The sequence below is a fragment of the Aeromonas sp. 600479 genome (assembly GCF_049175515.1).
Lineage (GTDB): Bacteria > Pseudomonadota > Gammaproteobacteria > Enterobacterales > Aeromonadaceae > Aeromonas > Aeromonas veronii_A.
On the sequence record NZ_JAAKVF010000013.1, the window covers coordinates 61,026 to 79,335 of the forward strand.

An 18,310-nucleotide genomic window follows, 5' to 3' on the forward strand; every position below is an offset into this window, starting at 1 on the left:
CCTGATCCTCAGCCCTGAACCGGTGGCATCTGACGCCAGCTTGCTGATAGAGTTGCTCAAAAGAGTGACTCACGCGGGGAGCAGAGAATGGCACAGATCGATATCGTGGTTGGGACTGTTTACGGCGCAGCCATGCTGGTGGCCGAGACCTTGGCAGATGAGCTGGAACGCAAGGGGCATCACTGTTCTCTGCACGAAGAAGCACGGCTGGCGGACATTGACCCCGGCCGTTTTTTATTGCTGGTCAGTGCCACCACCGGGCAGGGGGACATTCCTCCCAATTTGCAGCCCTTTGCCAGTGAGCTGGCTGACAAGGCACCCTGGCTCAAGGGACTGCGTTATGCCCTGATTGCCATGGGTGACAGCAGCTATGAAATCTTCTGCGGAGCAGGCCGTCGGCTTGATGGCCTGTTGCAAGAGCTGGGTGCCACGCGAGTGATTCCCCTGCTGGAACTGGATGCGACCGTGCACGATGAACCCGAACAGGTGGCACTCAGCTGGTTGAAAAAGTGGGATATTCAGCCCTGAATATTCTCTGAAATAGAGCCATATCAATCTCCTGTTCCTTAACCAGCAGGGGATTGTTATTGGCACAAAACCATCTCATTCAGTAAGTATATTTCCCATGTTTATTGTCGATAGTAACTGAGGGGTATTCTCCCTTTTTAGCACTTCCTCATCGTAACGGTTTCAAGCGCACCACAGACCCCTCATCCAAATAAAAGTTCAATCTTGAAAGCGATCTCAGTCATGTTTTTGTCATCCGATCGTAAAATAATGACTTTGGTTCTATCGCAAATTAATTAATGATAACGCTTTCAGGTTGGTTTGCATTGCTGGTTGTCTTTGTTTATTGGTTTTTTATTGCCTGTTTTGGCGTTTATTTACTAGTCATTGTCGCCGTGATAGCTCGCCGAGCGATTTGTCGCCATTTTGTGAGTCGCTTCATATTTGTCGCGAAATACGCTCCCTATAATCAACCTCGATTATCACCAACAGGATTACGTGGTGATAAAACGTTGAATATTCAGGATCACACTCCTCACTGCGGGAAATAAGGAATATGACAATGAAAATGAAGTGGCTCCCGATTGCAGCAGCTGTTACTGCCGCCCTGGCTTCCCAAGCCGCCTTTGCCGTAGATTTCCACGGTTACTTCCGTTCCGGTGTCGGTGTTTCCGGCGACGGCGACATGGTTAAATACAACGTCAATAAAGTTGGCCGTCTGGGTAACGAAAATGATACCTACGGTGAAGTGCAACTGGGTCAGGAAGTGTTCAACAAAGATGGCAAGACTTTCTATGTTGATTCCATGTTTGCCATGGCTTCCAACGGTTCAAATGACTGGGAAGGTACCGGTACTGTTTGTAACTTCGATGCCAAGCAGTGCAATGGTGATTCCGACTTCGCTCTGCGTCAGTTCAACGTACAAGCCAAAGGCTTGCTGAACTTTGCTCCTGAAGCAACCTTGTGGGCTGGTAAGCGTTACTATCAACGCCATGACATCCACATCTCCGACTTCTACTACTGGAACATCTCCGGTGCTGGTGCTGGTATCGAAGGCATCCAGGCTGGTCCGGGTAAAGTTTCTTTCGCATGGGTACGTAACGATCGCAGCGCTGCTGATGTGTTTGGCCAGTACACCCAAACCGGTGTGGATGCCAACGGTAACCCGACCTATCAGAAGAATGAAGATCTGAACGTCAATACTCTGGATCTGCGTTATGCCGGCATCCCGCTGTGGACCGACGCGTCCCTGGAGCTGGGTGTTGATTACGCTCTGGTCAATGAGACCAACGATCAGAAAGCACTGAAAAAGAATCCGCAAGACGGCGTGATGCTGACTGCTGAACTGACCGCAGGCATCCTCGGCGGTTTCAACAAAACCGTGCTGCAATACGGTACTGAAGGCTACTCCAAGACCATGGCTTTCTACGGTGATGGTTCCTGGTACGGTGCTGAAGCGAAAGACGGTGCCGATGGTTTCCGTATCATCAACTGGGGTGTGGTGCCGATGGGCAACTCCTGGGAGATGGGTCACCAGCTGGTCTACGGTGTAGGCAACGAAATGTGGGATGGCAACGACAAGTATGAAACTATGTCTGCTGTTATCCGTCCGATGTACAAGTGGGATGACTTCAACAAGACCATCTTTGAAGGCGGTTACTTCAAGGACAACAACAAGTCTACCAATGGCAGCGAAGACAAAGATGCTGGCTACAAGCTGACTCTGGCTCAAGCCTGGTCTGCTGGCTCCAGCTTCTGGGCCCGTCCGGAAATTCGTGTGTTCGCCTCCTACCTGGCTAACGACGAAGACAAGAAAGTCTTCGAAGGCAATACCTCCAAAGACACCTACCAGTTCGGTGTTCAAGCGGAAGCTTGGTGGTAAGCAAAAGTTTAAGTTAAGTTAGTGACTGCCCCCTTATGGGGGCAGTTTTGTTTCGCCGGATCACGGCCACCGGATTATGGAGATAAGAAAAATGAAACGGGTAAAGATGTCTATTGCAGCCGTAATCACTGCGCTATTAACCGGTTGTGCCGGAAACATGGTTGTTCCCCTGCAAGAACATGGCTCGATCTTGAGCGATGCAGATCAAGCCAAGCAAGCGTTGGCCAAAGCCTCAAGCTGCTGTGTGGCGTTTAAAGATTTCAGTTATGCCCCCTTGCCTGAAGGTGAGACCTTGCTGGCCATCGATGGCAAGCAACCCACTTTTCAGTTTGATGAGGGAATGAGTTACTTTGCGGCTTATCGCCTGCCGACCAACACCGGCAATCTGGCGATCAGCCTGGCATCACAGGTGAGCAAAACCGTGATGGTGCCCAAGGTCATTATGCTGGATGCCGAGTTCAAGGTGACTCGGGTACTGGGTGAGTCAGTATTCAGTTATCAGCCTGCTCACCTGCTCGATAACGACCGTATCGAAGGGCGTCTCTTTGTTGACCGCAGCATGCCTGGCAACCCGGCCAGCGAAACATACATGATCGTCTATGCGCCTGCGGACCAACTCTCTGGCAGCACAACAATCCTGCATCCATCAAAAGCGTTTGCCCGTGCTAATGGTACCGTTGAGCCTGATATCAAGGATCCTGTGATCCCGCACTCTCCTTGGGGTTTGGTGCAGATCAAAGTCAAAGATATGGCCCGTGGGAGTGGCCTTGAAGCGGTATTCAAACCCGAATATGCCGACAAGGTGGCCATGAGCCAGGGTCAGCAGGTTGCCGCGATAGCGACGACTGCAGCCGTTACCACAACTGCAACAGCTGCGGTCGCAGCCAAACCTGCTCCTGCCATGCTGAGTGAAACAGAAGCCTTCTACCAGAGCCAGATCGAAAAAGCGGTCAAGGCGGGGGATATCGACAAGGCGATGAAGCTGGTGAACGAGGCCGAGCGGGCTGGTTCAACCAAGGCAAAAAGCGTGTTTATTGATGCGGTCAAGCGCTCGCAAAAATAGAATAATACGCCCCTTTGCTGGTCAGATATATTTATTGAGGCCTCCCTTGTTGGAGGCCTTTTTAATCGGTAGACTGTAATAAATAAAAATCACGCCGTTACATTGAGTTACAATGGGTTTCCATCTGATATAAATGGCATTATTAAAATACAAAGTGAAACTGCTATTTATATGTTTTTATAATAGAGTAATAATGCAGATTATTAACTCACATTAGATGAGCTTTTTAGCCGCTAAACAAGTTGTGATCTTCCCTCCAAATTCAATATTCCCCCGTCTTCGAAAGCAGCAATTTATGACCCGCTGGGTTATATTCTGATGGTCAAAATAAACAAGCCCGACTCGAAGATATCTGAATGAATCAGTGCTTATTTCATCCAGATAGATCGTTCAGGGACGACAATCCATTCAGGAGCGCACACAATGTTCAAAAATGCTTTCTCTAATCTGCAAAAGGTTGGTAAGGCGCTGATGCTGCCAGTATCAGTCTTGCCAGTCGCAGGTATTCTGCTGGGGGTGGGTGCTGCCCACTTCAGCTGGATGCCGGAAATTGTCTCCCAATTGATGGAGCAAGCCGGTGGTTCTGTATTTGGCCAGATGGCCCTGCTGTTCGCAGTGGGTGTTGCTCTTGGCTTTACCAATAACGACGGTGTATCCGGTCTGTCAGCCATCGTTGGCTATGGCATCATGGTCGCAACCCTGAAGGTCATGGCACCTGTGATGGGTGTTGAAACCATCGAAACCGGCGTGCTGGGTGGTATCCTGGCCGGTGGTATCGCTGCCTGGGCGTTCAACCGTTTCTACAAGATCCAGCTGCCAGAGTACCTGGGCTTCTTCGCGGGCAAACGTGCCGTACCCATCATCACCGGTTTCCTCTCCATCGGTCTGGGTGTGATCCTGTCCGTGATTTGGCCGCCAGTGGGTGGCGCCATCGGTGCCTTCTCTGACTGGGCTGCCAACCAGAACCCGGTACTGGCCTTCGGTATCTACGGCGTGGTTGAGCGCTCCCTGATCCCGTTCGGTCTGCACCACATCTGGAACGTACCGTTCTTCTATCAGGCTGGTACCTGCGTCAACGGTGCCGGTGAAACTGTTCACGGTATCATGACCTGCTTCCTGACTGCTGATGACGCGTCCCGCGCTGCCGGTAACGGTTTTGGTCAGCTGGCTGGTGGCTACCTGTTCAAAATGTTCGGTCTGCCTGCTGCTGCGTTCGCCATTGCTCACGCTGCCAAGCCGGAAAACCGCGCCAAGATCGTTGGTATCATGGCCTCTGCAGCCCTGACCTCTTTCCTGACCGGTATCACCGAGCCGATCGAGTTCTCCTTCCTGTTCATCGCTCCGGTTCTGTACGCAATCCACGCTGTACTGGCTGGTCTGGCTTATGTGCTGACCAACTCTCTGGGTATCGTACACGGTCACACCTTCTCCAACGGCTTCATCGACTTCGTGGTGCAATCACCGCGTGCCGACAACATGCTGCTGCTGGTTGGTCTGGGTCTGGTTTACGCGGCTATCTACTACGTCGTATTCAGCTTCGTTATCCGTGCCATGAACCTGAAAACCCCGGGTCGTGAAGACGAGACTGCTGAAGAGGCTGTTGGCCAAGGCAAAGACGAGATGTCTGCTGCTCTGGTTGCCGCCTTCGGTGGTAAAGAGAACATCGCTTCTCTGGATGCCTGCATCACCCGTCTGCGTGTTGGTGTGAAAGATGTTGCCAAGGTTGACCAGGCTGGTCTGAAGAAACTGGGTGCTGCCGGTGTGGTTGTAGCAGGTTCTGGCGTACAAGCCATCTTTGGCACCAAGTCCGACAACCTGAAAACCGATATGGATATCTGGATGAAGAGCAACTAATTCAGTTGCCTGACATCAGGTTCTGGAAGAGGGAGGCGCATGCCTCCCTCTTCTTTTTGTCCGCTGGTAAATGACTTGCGTCGGAGGCGGTAACTTGGCGGCTGGTTAGTGCAGGCTGCAGTAATAAAAAGAGCGCCACCAGGGCGCTCTTTTGTCGAATCGGTGTGGCTAGAGTTTCTCGAGATCCCGCTCGATTTCGCTGATCTTGTTCTGCACCACTTTTTCCAGATGGCGCAGGTCGCGCAGGATCTTCTGTTTGATGTCCGGATCGGCTTGCAGATGGATACCCTGGGTCAGGCTGTCGAGTTCATCTACCACGTATTTGAGGTTGGCGTTGATCTCGGTGACATCCTTGTACTCATGGGTACCGGAGTCGACCAGCATGGTCTTGCGCTGGCGGGGATACTTGAATTTGACACTCTTGGCGAAGAACTCGCCCTTCTGCTTCTTGAAGTAGATCTTGAGGATGTCGTGGTTGGCCTCCTGGCGCAGGGTATAGCTGTCGACGGAGGTGGGATCCTGGATCCCCAGGCTCTTCAGATTCTCGTACATCAGGCTTCCTCGGTTTGAAACGATCCTGTCCCATCCATCTTAACCGATGCCTCATGGCTTGCATGTGACAGGGGCGCCAAAATCAAAAGGGCGCCATAAGGCGCCCTTTTTCATCACAGCAATGCTGATTACTCGTCGATGGAGCGCAGCAGGGCGTTGATGCCGACTTTGGCGCGAGTCTTGGCATCGACCTTCTTGACGATCACCGCCGCGTAGAGGCTGTATTTGCCGCATTTGGATGGCAGGGAGCCGGAGACGACTACGGAGCCAGCCGGTACGCGGCCGTAGTGGATCTCGCCGGTTTCGCGGTCATAGATTCGGGTGGACTGGCCGATGAAGACGCCCATGGAGATGACGGAACCTTCCTCGACGATCACCCCTTCAACCACTTCGGAGCGAGCACCGATAAAGCAGTTGTCTTCGATGATGGTGGGGTTTGCCTGCAGCGGCTCCAATACGCCACCAATGCCGACGCCGCCGGAAAGGTGCACGTTTTTACCGATCTGGGCGCAGGAGCCCACGGTGGCCCAGGTGTCGACCATGGTGCCTTCGTCAACGTAGGCGCCGATGTTGACGTAGGAGGGCATCAGCACAGTGTTGGGCGCGATGAAGGAGCCTTTGCGAGCGGTCGCCGGCGGTACCACGCGTACACCGGCAGCCTTGAACTGCTCTTCGGTGTAGTTGGAGAACTTGAGGGGAACCTTGTCGTAATATTGGGCGTCGTCGCCCTTGATGATGCCGTTGTCGTTGATACGGAACGAGAGCAGTACCGCCTTCTTCAGCCACTGATGAACAACCCACTCACCGGCGATCTTCTCGGCAACCCGGGCCTTGCCGGAGTCCAGCAGCTCGATGACTTGCAGGATGGCGGATTTGGTAGCGCTGTCCACAGTGCTCGGGGTAATGGTGTCGCGGCGCTCGAAGGCCGCTTCAATGATCTGTTGCAACTCGGTCATGACAGGTTTCCTTTAAAAAATTCTGTTTGTTGTATCACACTTTTCCGACTGTTTTTAAGTGGCTGACCGGAATTCTTCCGGCCAGCGACCATTTCTTTCATATTTCTTAGCCAACCATTTGTTTGGTATGGGAAAACGGAGGTGAAAACAGCCTCTTTTGAATCAGATCGCACTCACTCCATAGCAAATTGCTGCGGATTGAGCTGATGCACCAGCCGCTCTTCCAGCTGCAGTTGTTGCTCCGGTGTCAATGGCTCGCCATCGAGGCTGGTCAGACTGAAAAAGTCCTCGACCCGTTCGCCAAAGGTGGCGATCTTGGCGGCGTGCAGCGACAGGCCACACTGCTGGAATACCGCGCCGATCCGCGCCAGCAGGCCGGGAGTATCGAGGGCGGTCAGCTCCATCAGGGTGTGGCGGCTCTCCCCCTTGTGCGGCAGAAAAACGACCCGGGTCGGCACGCTGAACTGGCGGTGGCGCCGTGACAGTGGCTTGTTGCGCAGCACCAGCTTGCCCGGTTCCTGCAGCGCCTTCTCCAGCGCCTTCTTGATGGTGGCGGTGCGGTTGGGACTGATGGGTTCGCCATTGGGCTCAAGCACTACAAAGGTATCGAGCACGAAGTTGCTGCGCGAGTTCATGATCTGGGCGTCGTGGATGTTGAGGTTCTTCTGATCCAGCGCCGAGGCGACGGTGGCAAACAGGTTCGGCGTGTCGCGGCAGTAGATGAACACCTCACTGCCACCGCGGGTCGGGTGTTTGCCGATCAGCACCAACGGCGCCGGGTTGTCGCCATGCTCGATGATGTGGCGGCAGTGCCAGGCGATCTGTTCCGGGCTGTGACGCAGGAAGTAGTCGGCTTTGAAATCGGCCCAGAGCCGATTGATCGCCCCTTCCGATACATCCCGTTGCGCCAGCAGTTGCTTGGCCTGACGCTGGTTTTCGCGAATGCGCAGCCGCATGTCGGGCGGGTTCTCCAACCCCTGGCGCAGCGCCTTCTGGGTAGCGAAGTAGAGCTCGCGCAGCAGGGTGCCCTTCCAGTCGTTCCACAGGGTGTCGTTGGTGGCGCAGATATCGGCCACGGTGAGGCAGTAGAGCAGGTCGAGATGCTGCTCGTCGCGCACCTTCTGGGCAAAGTCGGTGACCACGTCAGGGTCATAGATATCGCGGCGCTGGGCGGTGACCGACATCAGCAGATGGTGGCGCACCAGCCAGGCGACCAGCCGGCTCTCGTAGCGATCGAGGCCGTGCAGCTGGCAGAACTCCAGTGCATCGACGGCGCCAAGTTCGGAGTGATCGCCACGCCGCCCCTTGGCGATATCGTGGAACAGGGCTGCGATGCTGAGCAGCTCCGGTTTGCGCAGTCGTGTGAACACCTCGTGGCAGAGCGGGTGGCTCTGGCGGTTGGCCGGGTTGGGAAAGCCGTGAATGTTCTTGAGCAGCCGGTGGGTGTGCTCATCCACCGTGTAGGCGTGGAACATGTCGAACTGCATCTGGCCGACGATGAGGTTCCATTGCGGCAGATAGGCCGCCAGAATGCCGTACTTGTGCATCAGGGTCAGCGGCAGCCCGATGCCGTTTGGGTGGCGCAGCAGCGCCATAAACAGGCGACGGCAGTCGGGCAACTCCTGCAACCAGCAGTTCAGTTTGCGGCGCGCCTCGCGCAGTTGGCGCAGGGTGGCCGAGTGGATGCCCGCAATCTCGGGATGCTGGGCCATCTGATAAAAAAGGCGCAGGATGGCGGCCGGTTCACGGGTAAACAGCTCCGCATCCACCGCATCGATGAGGCGGCCACGGAGCTGGAACTCATTGGAGAGGCGGCGTACATCCATGGCGGTGTTGCCGAGGATCGCTTCGTCAAACAGCTGCAGCAGCATCTCGTTGAGCTCGGAGACCCGCCGTACCGTCTGGTAGAAGCGCTTCATCATCTGCTCGACCGGGGTGTTGCCTTCCCCCTCGAAGCCCAACATCTGGGCTACGGTGCGCTGGCGATCGAACAGCAGGCGGTTATCCCCCTTGTTGATGGCCATATGCAGGGCAAAGCGCACCTTCCAGAGGAAATTTTGGCAGTCGAGCAGCTCGCGGTACTCGGCACGGTTGAGAAAGCCGTGACTGGTCATCTCGAACAATGTGGTGGCACCGAAGTGGCGACGGGCGACCCAGGCGAGGGTTTGAATATCGCGCAGGCCGCCCGGATTGCACTTGAGATCCGGCTCCAGCTTGTAGGCGGTACCGAGAAACTGCTGGTGCCGCTCCGCCTGCTCCTGGCGCTTGGCGCGAAAGAAGGCTTCGCTCGGCCAAAAGTGCTGGGGGCCGGTCGCCTCCTTGAGCTGCAGGAATCCCTCCTTGCGGCCGGTGATGTAGCGCGCCTCAATGAGGTTAGTGGCGACCGTGATGTCGGCCTTGCCCTGCTCGATGCACTCCGCCACGTTGCGCACCGCCTGACCCACCTCCAGCTTGAGATCCCACAACAGGGTGATGAACTCGCCAATGCGTAGTCCCAACACTTCGTCCAGTTCGTCGCCGTCATAGAGGATCAGCAGGTCGATATCGGAGTGGGGGTGCAGCTCGCCGCGGCCATAACCGCCCACCGCGATGAGGGTGAGGTCACTCTTGTCGAAGCCAAACTTCTGCCACAACCGGCAGAGCAGCTGATCCATATATTCGGAGCGGGTAGCGACCAGCTCGATGATGTTGTCACCGGCATCAAAACGGGCATGCAGCCAGCCGAGAAAGCGACTCAGGTACTCTTTGCAGTTATCGCGGGTGAGTTGGTCGTCGGGTAACAGATGAGGGGAAAGCAGGCTGGCGTCCATGGCATCTCACACACAAAGTGGCAGGCATCTGGCTGAAACAGGCAGTAAAAACCCCGGCGCTTTTCACAAGGGCCGGGGTTCGATGTTAGCTGTGTTTGATGAAGCGGTCGATAGTGTCGTCCGGGCGCAGGGTGAGCACCTCGCAACCATCCTCGGTCACCAGCAGGGTGTGTTCCCACTGGGCGGAGTCGCCGCCATCCTTGGTAGTCACGGTCCAGCCATCTTTCGGATTGACCTTGCAGTGGTACTTTTTGCTGTTGACCATCGGCTCGATAGTGAAGCACATGCCCGCTTTCAGCTCTTGCTTGCCGCTGTTGCGGTAGTGGAGGATCTGCGGCTCTTCGTGGAACTCGGCTCCGATGCCGTGACCGCAGTAGTCACGCACCACGGAGAAACCTGCCTTCTCGACGATGGGCTGGATTACGGCGCCAATCTCGGTAATACAGGCGCCCGGACGCACCTTCTTGATGGCGGCGTAGAGGCTCTCTTGCGCAACCTTGCAGAGCTGACGGCGCAGCGGGGTGGTCTCGCCCACGATGAACATGGCGGAGGTGTCGCCGTGGTAGCCATCCTTGATGACGGTGATGTCGAGGTTGATGATGTCGCCATCACGCAACTTCTTGTGGTTCGGGATGCCGTGGCAGATCACATCGTTCACCGAGGTGCAGATGGATTTCGGGAAACCGTGGTAGTTGAGTGGAGCCGGGATTGCCTGCTGCACATCGACGATGTAGTTGTGGCAAAGGGTGTTCAGTTCGTCAGTGGTGACGCCAGCTTTGACGTGGGGCGCAATCATGACCAGCACATCGGCGGCCAATTGGCCGGCAACGCGCATCTTTTCAATCTCTTCCGGTGTCTTGATTTTAATGGACATGGGATCTCTCTTGCGGCCTGCCGCTGGGCCTGCGAGGGCGGACAGGACAGGTAATGAAAAATAGATGCGTTTGCAATCAGGCCAAAATTTTATCCGCAACCCCCGCGTACTTCCAGTGTGATTGTCATCACAGCGTCAAATGGCAGTCGCAACCTCCTTTGGAGGGATCCAGATTTACACCTGTTTAGAGTGTCGGCCGGTGGTGTCCGGAACAAAGTTATGGTATAAAGCGCGCCGGAATGGGGAACTTGCGTCCACCATTTCATCACCCTTACTTAAACAACACACACACATCGACACATATGCCGGGGTGCCTTAACGGGTCGGTTATATGGGATGTGTGGAGGCCTAACCCCAATACAGAGGTATAAAATGGCTAAAGTTTCTATGCGCGACATGCTGCAAGCCGGCGTTCACTTCGGTCACCAGACTCGTTACTGGAACCCGAAAATGAAATCCTACATCTTCGGTGCCCGCAGCAAAGTTCACATCATCAACCTGGAAAAAACCGTTCCGATGTTTGACGATGCCATGAACTTCATCAGCTCCGTAGCTGCCAAGAAAGGCAAGGTACTGTTCGTAGGTACCAAGCGTGCCGCGTCTGAAGCCGTAAAAGAAGCCGCTGAGCGTTGCGACCAGTTCTATGTTAACCACCGCTGGCTGGGCGGCATGCTGACCAACTGGAAAACCGTTCGTCAGTCCATCAAGCGCCTGAAAGATCTGGAAACCCAGAGCCAGGACGGTACCTTCGACAAGCTGACCAAGAAAGAGGCGCTGATGCGTACTCGCGAAATGGAAAAGCTGGAGAAGAGCCTGGGTGGTATCAAGAACATGGGCGGCCTGCCTGACGTTCTGTTCGTTGTCGATGCAGACCACGAGCACATCGCTATCAAAGAAGCCAACAACCTGGGTATCCCGGTAGTTTCCATCGTTGATACCAACTCCAACCCGGACGGCGTTGACTATGTCATCCCGGGTAACGACGACGCTATCCGTGCCGTACAGCTGTACCTGAATGCTGCTGCTGACACCGTACTGGAAGCTCGCGAGCAGGACATCGTTGTTCAAGCCGAACAAGATGGCTTCGTTGAAGCTGAGTAATTGATAAGGTCTGCAAAGCCCTTATTAACCAAGCTGATGTAATTGGTTAGCAGGGGCCCTTGTGGCCCCTGTTTCTTGTCAATTCAAGACCGAGGATACTGGACATGGCAAACATTTCTGCCGCCCTGGTAAAAGAACTGCGCGAGCGCACCGCCGCTGGCATGATGGATTGCAAAAAAGCACTGGAAGAGGCCAACGGCGATATCGAGCTGGCCATCGAGAACATGCGTAAATCCGGTCAGGCCAAAGCTGCCAAGAAAGCTGGCCGTATCGCTGCTGAAGGTGTGATCTTCGCCCGTACCGAAGGCAACGTTGCTGTCATGATCGAGCTGAACTGCGAGACTGACTTCGTTTCCAAGGATGCCGGTTTCCTGGCCATGGGTCAGAAGATCGTCGAGATCGCTGCTACCCAGAAGATCGCTGATGTTGACGCGCTGAAAGCCGCTGATTTCGGCAACGGCGAATCCGTCGAGCTGACCATCACCAACCTGATCGCCAAGATCGGTGAGAACATGAACCTGCGTCGCGTGATGCTGGTTGAAGGTGACAACCTGGGCACCTACGTTCACGGTTCCCGCATCGGTGTTATCACCAAGCTGACCGGTGGTTCCGACGAACTGGCTAAAGATCTGGCCATGCACGTTGCTGCCAACAGCCCGCAATTCGTCAAGCCTGAAGACGTATCTGCTGAAGTCGTTGCCAAAGAGCGCGAAATCCAGATCGACATCGCCATCAACTCCGGCAAGCCGAAAGAGATCGCCGAGAAGATGGTTGAAGGTCGCATGAAGAAGTTTACCGGTGAGGTTTCCCTGACTGGTCAGCCGTTCGTGAAAGATCCTTCCATGACTGTTGCCGAGCTGCTGAAGAAAGAAGGCGCTGACGTTGTCTCCTTCACCCGTTTCGAAGTGGGCGAGGGCATCGAGAAGCAAGAGACCGATTTCGCTGCTGAAGTGGCAGCTCAAATCGCGGCCGCTCAAAAGGCCTAATCGAACCGGTTTTTCCGTTTCCCCAGACCGCGACTTATGTCGCGGTCTTTATATGACCAGGAATCAGTGACATGAGTACCAATCCCAAACCTGCATACAGACGTGTTCTTCTGAAGTTGAGTGGTGAAGCCCTGCAAGGATCCGAGGGTTTCGGCATTGATCCGGCAGTGCTGGAGCGGATGGCCCAAGAGATCAAAGAGCTGGTTGAGCTGGGTGTTCAGGTCGGTCTGGTCATCGGTGGCGGCAACCTGTTCCGTGGTGCCGGTCTTGCCAAGGCGGGCATGAACCGCGTGGTGGGCGACCACATGGGTATGCTGGCAACCGTGATGAACGGTCTGGCCATGCGTGATGCCCTGCATCGTGCTTATGTGAATGCCCGTCTGATGTCTGCTATCTCCCTCCAGGGGGTCTGTGACTCCTACAGTTGGGCCGAGGCAATCAGCCAGCTGCGTGCTGGCAAGGTAGTGATCTTCTCTGCCGGTACTGGCAATCCCTTCTTTACTACCGACTCGGCAGCCTGCCTGCGCGGGATCGAGATCGAAGCCGACGTGGTGCTGAAAGCCACCAAGGTAGATGGTGTATACAACGAGGATCCGGTCAAAAATCCGGATGCCGTCCTGTACCACGAATTGAGTTATGATGAAGTTCTTGAAAAAGAGCTCAAGGTGATGGATCTTGCTGCCTTTACTCTGGCACGTGACCACGATCTGCCGATCCGCGTGTTCAACATGAACAAGCCGGGCGCCCTGCGCCGGGTTATCATGGGTGAGCCGGAAGGTACCCTGATCCATTACGTCAGCAAATAAAATAGATGCGAGCCGCATGGCGGCTCGTTCGCCAAAAGGAAAACCGCTGTGATCAACGAGATTAAAAACGACGCCAAGGAGCGCATGGGCAAGAGTGTCGAGTCACTCAAGACCCAGATGTCCAAGATCCGTACTGGCCGTGCTCACCCGAGCCTGCTCGACGGCATCCAGGTTGAGTACTACGGTGCGGCCACTCCGCTGAAACAGTTGGCCAACGTCGTGGCTGAAGATTCTCGCACCCTCTCCATCTCCGTCTTTGACCGTTCCATGATCCAGGCGGTCGAGAAGGCGATCCTGACCTCCGATCTGGGCCTGAACCCCTCCAGCAATGGCCAGTCCCTGCGGGTGCCGCTGCCGCCGCTGACCGAAGAGCGTCGCCGTGACCTGACCAAGGTTGTGCGTGGTGAAGCAGAAAATGCCCGTGTTGCCGTGCGCAACATTCGCCGCGATGCCAACGCTGATCTGAAAGCGTTGCTGAAAGAGAAAGAGATCTCAGAAGACGATGACCGTCGCGCCCAGGAAGAGATCCAGAAACTGACTGACTCCTACATCAAGCTGGTCGATGAGGCCCTTGCTGCAAAGGAGAAGGAGCTAATGGAAATCTAAGCGCCTGAAAGGTATATTACGAGCGCCGTGTAGTGCCCCTGCACGGCGCTTTTGTCTTTGTGGGAGAAAACCATGTCGCTTTTGGCTGCGTTGGGTGATTGTGCCAACTCGTCTTTACCCCGTCACGTCGCCATCATCATGGATGGCAATGGTCGCTGGGCACAGAACCGTGGCAAGATGCGGGTTTATGGTCATAAGGCTGGCGTCAAGTCAGTGCGCGAGGCCGTTACCTTTGCTGCGCGCGCCAAAATCGAGGCATTGACCCTGTTTGCATTCTCCAGCGAGAACTGGCGCCGCCCGGAAGGGGAGGTCAGCGCTTTGATGGAACTGTTCGTTACCGTGCTGGGCCGTGAGGTGAACAAACTTCACAGTCACGGGATCCGGCTCAAGGTAATTGGCGATACAGCTCGCTTCAGTGAGCGGTTGCAGGCCAAAATTGCCAAGGCAGAAGCCTTGACCGCCAATAACAAGGGATTGACCCTGAATATTGCGGCCAACTATGGTGGCCAGTGGGATATCGCTCAGGCCGCCCGCAAGCTGGCTAAAGCAGTGGCGGCCGGTGAACTGGCCGCTGACGACATTGATGAATCCATGTTGACCCGCGAGGTTTGCATGGCCGATCTGCCACCCGTGGACCTGTTGATCCGCACCGGTGGTGACCATCGCATCAGCAACTTTGTATTATGGCAGCTCGCCTATGCCGAGCTCTACTTTACCCCGGTGTTGTGGCCCGATTTCAACGAGGCCGAGTTCAGTGAGGCCGTTGCCTCCTTTGTTGCCCGCGAACGCCGCTTCGGCTGCACGGGTGAACAGATCCGGGAATTGATCGCCGAGCAGCAGACCGGCTAAACCCCGCTCCCAAGAGAGAGGTTTCTTTTGCTAAAACAACGAATTATTACTGCTTTGATGTTGATCCCCCTGGTATTGGGGGCGCTTTTCTTTCTGCCATTGAAGTTTTTTGCCCTGTTGGCTGCGCTGGTCTTTTTGCTGGCCAGCCGTGAATGGAGCGGCTTTGTCTCTGCCGCCCCGCAACAATGGTTACCCATCCTATTCTGCCTGCTGCTCGGGGCAAGCTTGTTCTGGTTGCCGGTGGAGCAGCTCTGGACTCCCCATCTGCATCCGCTGGTGATGGGCGTGCTCTGGACCGCGGTAAGCTGGTGGCTGCTGGGTCTGCTGCTGGTGCTGCGCTATCCCCAGAGCGCCAAGCTGTGGAAAGAGTCAATCTGGCTCAAGTCCCTGTTTGGTCTGGTGACCCTGGTTCCCTTCTTCTGGTCGCTGGTCGCCATTCGTGGTTACAACTTTTACCATGACCCCATGATGGGAGCCTGGATCCTGCTCTTCGTCATGGGGCTGGTTTGGGCGGCAGATTCTGGCGCGTATTTTTTTGGCAGGGCGTTTGGTAAACACAAGCTGGCACCGGCCGTCAGTCCGGGCAAAACCATTGAAGGGATGTGCGGTGGGCTCTTTACCGCCAGCCTGCTGGCCATTGGCGTCACCTGGTGGATGGGGTTTGTTCCTGCCAAGATGGTTATCGTGCTGTTCTGCTCCTTGCTGGCGGTGCTTGCTTCGGTACTCGGCGATCTGACCGAGAGTATGTTCAAGCGTGAAGCGGGCATCAAGGACTCCGGCACCCTGCTGCCAGGTCATGGTGGGGTGCTAGATCGGATTGATAGTCTGACTGCTGCTCTGCCAGTGTTTCTCCTCAGTTATCTGCTACTCAGTCAGGAGTTTTGATGCGCAACCTGGTTATTCTGGGGGCTTCCGGCTCCATCGGTCAGAGTACCCTGAAGGTGCTGCGCCACAATCCGGGCAGTTGGCAAGTGCTGGCGTTGACCGCTGCCCGCAACGTGAATGCCATGTTGCGGGACAGCCTCGAATTCTCTCCCCGTTTTGCCGTGATGGTCGATGAGGATGCCGCCCGCGAACTGACTGTCCGCCTGAAAGCGCACGGCAGTGCCACCCGAGTGCTTTGTGGTGCTCAAGCACTGTGCGAAGTAGCCGCTCATCCCGATGCCCATAGCGTGATGGCAGCCATTGTCGGTGCGGCAGGCCTGGCCCCGACCATGGCTGCGGTGCGCGCCGGTAAGCGCATTCTGTTGGCCAACAAGGAGGCGCTGGTAATGTCCGGTGCTTTCTTCATGGAGGCCGTGCGCGAGCATGGCGCCGAGCTACTGCCCATCGACAGCGAGCACAATGCCATCTTTCAGTGTTTGCCGACCGCTGTGCAGCGTCAGCCCGGCTTTTGCGATCTGGCGGCGGCAGGGATCAGCAAGATTTTGCTGACCGGTTCCGGCGGCCCGTTCCGTTACACCGAGATCAGCGAGCTGGCCAAGGTGACGCCGGCGCAGGCCATCGCGCATCCCAACTGGTCGATGGGGGCCAAGATTTCGGTCGACTCCGCCACCATGATCAATAAGGGTCTGGAGTACATCGAGGCGCGCTGGTTGTTCAATGCGGCCCCCGAGCAGATCCAGGTGGTGATCCACCCGCAGTCTGTGATCCACTCCATGGTGCAGTATAAGGATGGCTCCGTGCTGGCCCAGCTTGGCAATCCGGATATGTGTACCCCCATCGCTCATGCGCTGGCTTATCCCAATCGCATCCCCTCCAGTGTGGAACCTTTGGATTTCTTCAGTGTCGGAGAGTTCAGCTTTATCCGGCCTGATTATGATCGCTACCCCTGTCTGGCGCTGGCCATCAATGCCTGCCAGAAGGGACAAGCGGCGACCACTGCGCTCAATGCGGCCAACGAGGAGGCGGTTGCCGCCTTCCTGGCCGGGCGCATCGGTTTTATGGATATTGCCCGGATCAACGAGGCAGTGATGCTGGCGCTGGAGAGCAGCGCCGTCGGCTCGCTCGATGATCTGTTTGCCCTGGACGGTGCGGCAAGAGCCCGTGCTCACACTTTGATTGAGGAGCTTGGCTGATGGGCGGTGTGTTGTGGAATATCGGTGCTTTTGTTGTTGCGCTGGGCCTGCTGGTCGCGGTGCACGAGTTTGGCCACTTCTGGGTGGCCCGTCGTTGTGGCGTCAAGGTTGAGCGCTTCTCCATCGGTTTTGGCAAGGCGATCTGGCGCCGGATGGGTAAAGATGGCACCGAATATGTGCTGGCGCTGATCCCGCTCGGTGGTTACGTCAAGATGCTCGATGGCCGGGTCGATGAACTCAAGCCCGGTGACGAGCAGTATGCCTTCAACCACAAGAGTGTCTGGGCGCGGATGGCGATTGTCGCCGCAGGTCCCATGGCCAACTTCGTCTTTGCCCTGTTTGCCCTCTGGCTGATGTTTATCATCGGGGTGCCGAGCGTCAAGCCGGTGATCGGTGAAGTGCGTCCGGCATCCATCGTGGCCGAGGCGGGTGTGCTGCCCGGGATGGAGATTGTCGGGGTCGGCGATGAGCTGACCGGTGACTGGGAGAGCGTCACCTACGCTCTTATAAGTCATCTGGGTGATGATGCAGTGACTCTCAAGGTGCAGGCACCCAATACCAGCTATGCCACCGATAAAACCTTGTCGCTGACCGGCTGGACCTTCGATCCGGATAAAGAGTCGCCTATCGGCAGCTTGGGGATCGTCCCCCTGAGTGGCAAAGTGCTGCCAGTCGTGGCTGCCGTGGTGGCCAAGAGTGCCAGTGAAAAGGCGGGGCTGCAGGTCGGTGACCGTATCAAACAGGTCGGCGATCAGCCTATTACCGCGTGGGCCCAGTTTGTCGAACTGGTGCAGCAGGCACCGGGCGAACCCCTGCAAGTGGTGGTTGAGCGCAACAACAGTGATCTCAACGTGACCCTGACCCCGGATAGCCGCAAGGTGCAGGGCAAGCTGGTAGGATTCGTCGGTCTCTCGCCGCAACTGGTTCCATTACCGGATGAATATCGAATTCTGTTACAGTATGGGCCTTTGCAAGCGCTGTGGCAGGGGGCCGACAAGACCTGGAGCCTGATCACGCTCACCTTTGACATGATCGGCAAGCTGGTAGCTGGCATAGTGTCGCTAGACAACCTGAGCGGCCCTATCTCGATAGCCAAGGGTGCTGGTAGCAGTGCCGACTATGGTCTGGTCTATTTCTTGAGTTTTCTGGCGCTGATCAGCGTCAACCTGGGGATCATCAATTTGTTTCCCCTACCGGTGCTGGACGGTGGCCATCTGGTCTATTTCCTTATCGAAGCAGTCACCGGCAAGCCGGTCTCAGAGAAAATACAGGAAGTGGGTTTCAGGATCGGTGCCGCCATTCTGATGTTATTGATGGGCATTGCGCTGTTTAACGATTTCGCTCGCCTCTGAGGCCAGAGCATCAACAAGGACACATAAGAACAAA

16 protein-coding genes are annotated in these 18,310 nt (G+C 55.8%); 12 read left to right on the top strand and 4 right to left on the bottom strand.

The features are described 5' to 3' along the window. The first annotated feature begins 87 nt into the window (after positions 1 to 87). The 4 genes from G5149_RS14305 (at position 88) to ptsG (ending at position 5,306) form a co-directional block, all read left to right on the top strand. On the top strand, positions 88 to 528 hold the full coding sequence (locus G5149_RS14305) for a flavodoxin (RefSeq protein WP_236344960.1): 441 nt from the start codon (positions 88 to 90) through the stop codon (positions 526 to 528). Positions 529 to 1,069: 541 nt separating this feature from the next. Continuing rightward, positions 1,070 to 2,389 (top strand): maltoporin, encoded by a 1,320-nt coding sequence (locus tag G5149_RS14310; protein ID WP_288728294.1) that lies wholly within the window; start codon positions 1,070 to 1,072, stop codon positions 2,387 to 2,389. Positions 2,390 to 2,480: 91 nt separating this feature from the next. After that, positions 2,481 to 3,452, top strand: coding sequence for a MalM family protein (locus tag G5149_RS14315; RefSeq protein WP_216979326.1), 972 nt, complete (start codon positions 2,481 to 2,483; stop codon positions 3,450 to 3,452). Between the two features lie 423 nt (positions 3,453 to 3,875). Beyond that, positions 3,876 to 5,306, top strand: coding sequence for a PTS glucose transporter subunit IIBC (ptsG, locus tag G5149_RS14320; RefSeq protein WP_005338586.1), 1,431 nt, complete (start codon positions 3,876 to 3,878; stop codon positions 5,304 to 5,306). A 168-nt stretch (positions 5,307 to 5,474) separates the two neighbouring features. On the opposite strand, the gene G5149_RS14325 is transcribed toward ptsG, so the two are convergent. The 4 genes from G5149_RS14325 to map all read right to left on the bottom strand — a co-directional run bounded on the left by G5149_RS14325 (position 5,475) and on the right by map (position 10,498). After that, entirely contained in the window at positions 5,475 to 5,858 is a 384-nt protein-coding gene (locus G5149_RS14325) for a DUF3461 family protein (protein ID WP_005343775.1), read from the bottom strand. A gap of 128 nt (positions 5,859 to 5,986) precedes the next feature. Continuing rightward, entirely contained in the window at positions 5,987 to 6,814 is an 828-nt protein-coding gene (dapD, locus tag G5149_RS14330; RefSeq protein WP_033116099.1) for a 2,3,4,5-tetrahydropyridine-2,6-dicarboxylate N-succinyltransferase, read from the bottom strand. A gap of 173 nt (positions 6,815 to 6,987) precedes the next feature. Further along, positions 6,988 to 9,624 carry a bifunctional uridylyltransferase/uridylyl-removing protein GlnD gene (gene glnD, locus G5149_RS14335; protein WP_421212725.1) on the bottom strand — a complete coding sequence of 879 codons (2,637 nt, stop codon included), beginning with the start codon at positions 9,622 to 9,624 and terminating at the stop codon, positions 6,988 to 6,990. 85 nt (positions 9,625 to 9,709) lie between these two features. Further along, positions 9,710 to 10,498, bottom strand: coding sequence for a type I methionyl aminopeptidase (gene map, locus G5149_RS14340; protein ID WP_005343779.1), 789 nt, complete (start codon positions 10,496 to 10,498; stop codon positions 9,710 to 9,712). A gap of 372 nt (positions 10,499 to 10,870) precedes the next feature. Between map and rpsB the strand changes: the two genes are divergently transcribed. The 8 genes from rpsB (at position 10,871) to rseP (ending at position 18,276) form a co-directional block, all read left to right on the top strand. Next, positions 10,871 to 11,599 carry a 30S ribosomal protein S2 gene (rpsB, locus tag G5149_RS14345; RefSeq protein WP_005343780.1) on the top strand — a complete coding sequence of 243 codons (729 nt, stop codon included), beginning with the start codon at positions 10,871 to 10,873 and terminating at the stop codon, positions 11,597 to 11,599. 104 nt (positions 11,600 to 11,703) lie between these two features. Further along, positions 11,704 to 12,585 carry a translation elongation factor Ts gene (tsf, locus tag G5149_RS14350; RefSeq protein ID WP_005343781.1) on the top strand — a complete coding sequence of 294 codons (882 nt, stop codon included), beginning with the start codon at positions 11,704 to 11,706 and terminating at the stop codon, positions 12,583 to 12,585. A gap of 71 nt (positions 12,586 to 12,656) precedes the next feature. After that, on the top strand, positions 12,657 to 13,391 hold the full coding sequence (pyrH, locus tag G5149_RS14355) for a UMP kinase (protein WP_005343782.1): 735 nt from the start codon (positions 12,657 to 12,659) through the stop codon (positions 13,389 to 13,391). A 48-nt stretch (positions 13,392 to 13,439) separates the two neighbouring features. Next, positions 13,440 to 13,997: a ribosome recycling factor gene (frr, locus tag G5149_RS14360; RefSeq protein ID WP_005343783.1), complete on the top strand. Its 558-nt coding sequence runs from the start codon at positions 13,440 to 13,442 to the stop codon at positions 13,995 to 13,997. Between the two features lie 72 nt (positions 13,998 to 14,069). Continuing rightward, complete coding sequence (uppS, locus tag G5149_RS14365) at positions 14,070 to 14,846, top strand: polyprenyl diphosphate synthase (RefSeq protein WP_005343784.1); 777 nt, start codon at positions 14,070 to 14,072, stop codon at positions 14,844 to 14,846. A 27-nt stretch (positions 14,847 to 14,873) separates the two neighbouring features. Next, on the top strand, positions 14,874 to 15,731 hold the full coding sequence (locus G5149_RS14370; protein ID WP_337072514.1) for a phosphatidate cytidylyltransferase: 858 nt from the start codon (positions 14,874 to 14,876) through the stop codon (positions 15,729 to 15,731). Next, positions 15,731 to 16,924: a 1-deoxy-D-xylulose-5-phosphate reductoisomerase gene (gene ispC / locus G5149_RS14375; RefSeq protein WP_421212728.1), complete on the top strand. Its 1,194-nt coding sequence runs from the start codon at positions 15,731 to 15,733 to the stop codon at positions 16,922 to 16,924. The genes G5149_RS14370 and ispC overlap by 1 nt, the downstream gene beginning before the upstream one ends. Then, positions 16,924 to 18,276 (top strand): sigma E protease regulator RseP, encoded by a 1,353-nt coding sequence (gene rseP / locus G5149_RS14380; RefSeq protein ID WP_421212730.1) that lies wholly within the window; start codon positions 16,924 to 16,926, stop codon positions 18,274 to 18,276. The genes ispC and rseP overlap by 1 nt, the downstream gene beginning before the upstream one ends. Positions 18,277 to 18,310 lie beyond the last annotated feature (34 nt).

What these genes read in the sequence shown, in the direction of transcription:
- dapD (WP_033116099.1), bottom strand. Translation starts at nt 6,814, where the DNA reads ATGACCGAGTTGCAACAGATCATTGAAGCGGCCTTCGAGCGCCGCGAC.
- glnD (WP_421212725.1), bottom strand. Translation starts at nt 9,624, where the DNA reads ATGGACGCCAGCCTGCTTTCCCCTCATCTGTTACCCGACGACCAACTC.
- rpsB (WP_005343780.1), top strand. Translation starts at nt 10,871, where the DNA reads ATGGCTAAAGTTTCTATGCGCGACATGCTGCAAGCCGGCGTTCACTTC.
- pyrH (WP_005343782.1), top strand. Translation starts at nt 12,657, where the DNA reads ATGAGTACCAATCCCAAACCTGCATACAGACGTGTTCTTCTGAAGTTG.
- uppS (WP_005343784.1), top strand. Translation starts at nt 14,070, where the DNA reads ATGTCGCTTTTGGCTGCGTTGGGTGATTGTGCCAACTCGTCTTTACCC.
- G5149_RS14315 (WP_216979326.1), top strand. Translation starts at nt 2,481, where the DNA reads ATGAAACGGGTAAAGATGTCTATTGCAGCCGTAATCACTGCGCTATTA.
- tsf (WP_005343781.1), top strand. Translation starts at nt 11,704, where the DNA reads ATGGCAAACATTTCTGCCGCCCTGGTAAAAGAACTGCGCGAGCGCACC.
- G5149_RS14310 (WP_288728294.1), top strand. Translation starts at nt 1,070, where the DNA reads ATGAAAATGAAGTGGCTCCCGATTGCAGCAGCTGTTACTGCCGCCCTG.
- G5149_RS14305 (WP_236344960.1), top strand. Translation starts at nt 88, where the DNA reads ATGGCACAGATCGATATCGTGGTTGGGACTGTTTACGGCGCAGCCATG.
- ptsG (WP_005338586.1), top strand. Translation starts at nt 3,876, where the DNA reads ATGTTCAAAAATGCTTTCTCTAATCTGCAAAAGGTTGGTAAGGCGCTG.
- rseP (WP_421212730.1), top strand. Translation starts at nt 16,924, where the DNA reads ATGGGCGGTGTGTTGTGGAATATCGGTGCTTTTGTTGTTGCGCTGGGC.
- map (WP_005343779.1), bottom strand. Translation starts at nt 10,498, where the DNA reads ATGTCCATTAAAATCAAGACACCGGAAGAGATTGAAAAGATGCGCGTT.
- G5149_RS14325 (WP_005343775.1), bottom strand. Translation starts at nt 5,858, where the DNA reads ATGTACGAGAATCTGAAGAGCCTGGGGATCCAGGATCCCACCTCCGTC.
- ispC (WP_421212728.1), top strand. Translation starts at nt 15,731, where the DNA reads ATGCGCAACCTGGTTATTCTGGGGGCTTCCGGCTCCATCGGTCAGAGT.